The sequence below is a fragment of the Synechococcus sp. WC101 genome (genome assembly GCF_047461555.1).
Taxonomy (GTDB): domain Bacteria; phylum Cyanobacteriota; class Cyanobacteriia; order Thermostichales; family Thermostichaceae; genus Thermostichus.
Window position 1 is genome coordinate 1 of the sequence record NZ_JANSHG010000208.1, and the last position, 3,215, is coordinate 3,215.

The following is a 3,215-nucleotide window of genomic DNA, read 5'->3' on the forward strand; positions in this document are numbered from 1 at the left end:
GTGCCCGCCCACGACCAGCGGGACTTTGAGTTTGCCCGCCAGTTCGGCCTGCCCATCAAGCTGGTGGTGCAGCCGCCCCAAGGGGGGGTGACGAGTGCTGAAGATCTGCAGGCGGCCTGGACGGGGGAGGGGGTGTTGATCAACTCCGGCCCCCTGGACGGAATCCCGGTGGGCAAAGGCCCGGGGCAAAGTGTAGAAAGGGCCATCGCCTGGCTAGAAGAGCAGGGGCTGGGAGAACGGCAGGTCAACTACCGCCTGCGGGATTGGCTCATCTCGCGACAGCGCTACTGGGGCTGCCCCATTCCCATCATCCACTGCCCCCACTGCGGCATTGTGCCGGTGCCGGAGGAGGATCTGCCGGTGCTGTTGCCCGAGGATGTGGAGCTGACGGGGCGAGGGGGATCCCCCTTGGCCCAGTTGGAGGACTGGGTAAAGGTGAAGTGCCCCGCCTGTGGTGCCGACGCCCGCCGCGAGACGGACACGATGGACACCTTTATCTGCTCCTCGTGGTATTTCCTGCGCTTTAGCGATCCCCGCAACGACCGCGAGATCTTCCGCAAGGATCTGGTCAACGCCTGGCTGCCGGTAGATCAGTACGTGGGCGGCATCGAGCACGCCATCTTGCACCTGCTTTACTCCCGTTTTTTCACCAAAGTGCTGCGGGATCTGGGGTTGTTGAATTTCGATGAGCCCTTCTCCCGCCTGCTAACCCAGGGGATGGTGCAGGCGCGCACCTACTACAACCCCAACAAGTCCGGCAAGGATCGCTGGATCCCTACTGCATTGGTCAAGGATCCCAACGACCCGCGGGATCCGGAAACCGGCGAGCCCCTGCAGGTTATCTACGCAACTATGTCCAAGTCCAAGGGCAACGGCGTGGATCCGGAAGAGGTGCTGGCCAACTACGGGGCAGACACGGCCCGCATGTTCATCCTCTTCAAGGCGCCGCCGGAAAAGGACTTGGAGTGGGACGATGCCGATGTGGAAGGGCAATTTCGCTTTCTCAACCGCGTCTGGCGGCAGGTGTACGAGTTTGTTGTTCGCGGTAGCGGGACGGAGTCCTTGCAGGGCAAAGCCGCCGAGCTGCTGCAGGCCAAGGTTGAAGCAGGATCCCTGACCAAAGCGGAAAGGGATCTGCGCCGCGCCGTGCACACGGCCATCAAAGAAGTCAGCGAGGACTTGGAGGAGTACCAGTTCAACACTGCCATTGCTGGGCTGATGAAGCTGAGCAACGCCCTGGCTGAAGCCGAGATCCCGGACTCGCCAGTCTATGCGGAAGGGATCCGCACCTTGGTCTTGCTCCTAGCCCCCTTTGCCCCCCACATGGCTGAGGAGCTGTGGCAGGCCCTGGGCGGCACCGACTCAGTGCATCGCCAGGCTTGGCCTACCTATGACCCGGCGGCCCTAGTGGCCGATACGGTAACGATTGTGGTGCAGGTCAACGGCAAGCTGCGCGGCTCCTTTGAAGCCCCTGCCGATGTCACGCCCCAGGAGCAGGAGCGGCTGGCTCTGCAATCGGAGGCGGCGCAGAGGTATCTGCAAGGGATGACGCCGAAGAGGGTCATTGTGGTGCCGAAGAAGCTGGTTAACCTGGTTGTCTAACTCTCATAAACTACCCCACCGTATGGACGGGTGGGGTTGCCCCGCTTACCTGACGGCAAGGCTTTTGTCTCTTCCTCTGCCCCAGTTGCCTCATGGATCCCGTGTGGGGCTCTCAGCTCCTGTAGCCAGCAAAGAATCGTCGCGTGGAGTTGGTCGATCTGGCCGGCGGCAGGATCCCCTGGGGGGAGTTTCCGAGTGGTGGCGCAGGACGGGCATTGCCGAAAGTCTGGACACTGCGGCTGTGGCGAACTAGCTTAGAGGCAACTCTTTTTTCAAGCTATTTCGTGGGGTGGGATCCATGCTGAGGCCCAGTCTTTTGTTGTCCGGATCGGCGCTTTTGGGTTTGCTGTCTTGGCTGTGTTTGAGCGGCGAATGCGGCTGGTTGGCTTCCCTGCGCAAGGGACGGGGCGCTGTCCCTGAAGTTGCCTCGGCGCCAGCGCAGAGTGTTCAAGTGACGGCATTTGCCGATGAACCCGATCCTGAGCTCCTGCTCAGGCAACAAGCCCAACTGCAAGCCCAAGTACGGCAGCTTGAGCAGCGCTCTCAGGCGCATCAGTTGCTGGCGCAGCGGGGGATCCCTCTTTCCACCCAGGCTGGCGAGCGTTTTCACTTGGATCGCGTCTATCTGGCGCGGCTAGCTCAGTTTCTGGAACAAGAGCCGGGGAACGCGCAGCTCTATCTGCAGCGGGCTCAATACTTCTGGGATCGGTTGCAGAGCGATCCCCTGGCCTTGCCCGAGCCGGAGCAGGCGGCTGTCGTTGATCACCTGATGCGCAGAGCGCTACAGGATCTGGACATTGCCATTGCTTTGGATCCCTATTTGCCTGAAGCTTACTTGCTCAAGGCCAGAATACAACACGAGTATTTTGGGGAGCTGCAGCAGGCTTTGGCAACTTTGTCCCCTCTGGATCGCATTGCCTATCGCAACCCCCAACTCCACTTGTTGCGCTCTCGCATCTGGGCCGAACAGGGACATCTGGAATCGGCGTTTGATGTGTCGCACCTGGCCATCGAGCTGGCCAAGCAAAACCAAAGCTCTGCCGATCTTTTCGATGCTTATGTCCATCGCGGCCTGATGTGGGCCAGCATTTGCGACTTCAACTTGGCCGTTCAGGATTTCAGCCGAGCTATCGAGGTGCAGCCGCAGCAAGCCGAGGGCTACTACCACCGCGGCATGGCACGCGCCTATCAGGGAGAGGATAGGGCCGGTGCCGCTGCCGATCTGGGCCGTGCTTTGACGCTGTGGCAGGCTGCAGGCAGAGGATCCCCAGAGCTGCTGGAATATGTAGAAGCAGTACGGATGGAACTGTTGCGGTAACTCCACTGCTAGCTGGTTTTCTGCTGCGGATCTTTGTCTGGGCTATTGAGTAGAGAGGTTGCGGGTTTGGCGTCTTTGGGCAAGGGGCGTTTGGCAAGTTCGGCTAAGCCAGGCCAGGATGGTAGAGCCGTCTGTTACCCCGGGGGACTGAAACGCCCCCCTTGAAGAGAGCCCAGCCAGATGATGAGCCGAAGACAGCTGACCCTCTCCGTCTCCTCCATAGCCCTGGTAGTGGCCACAGGGATGCTGCTGCTGTTGCTGTGGCAACTGCGCAACCTGGTGGTAACTGTGATGA

At 60.7% G+C, this 3,215-nt stretch carries 2 protein-coding genes; both read left to right on the plus strand.

All coding sequences use genetic code 11. The features are described 5' to 3' along the window. Positions 1-1,602 (plus strand): leucine--tRNA ligase (leuS, locus tag NW809_RS11505; protein ID WP_414402193.1); only part of this gene is annotated, 1,602 nt, incomplete at its 5' end. A gap of 298 nt (positions 1,603-1,900) precedes the next feature. Next, positions 1,901-2,920 (plus strand): hypothetical protein, encoded by a 1,020-nt coding sequence (locus tag NW809_RS11510; RefSeq protein ID WP_414389771.1) that lies wholly within the window; start codon positions 1,901-1,903, stop codon positions 2,918-2,920. Positions 2,921-3,215: the final 295 nt, after the last annotated feature.

Excerpts from the sequence above, each read along its gene's own strand:
- NW809_RS11510 (WP_414389771.1), top strand. The coding sequence starts at position 1,901 with ATGCTGAGGCCCAGTCTTTTGTTGTCCGGATCGGCGCTTTTGGGTTTG.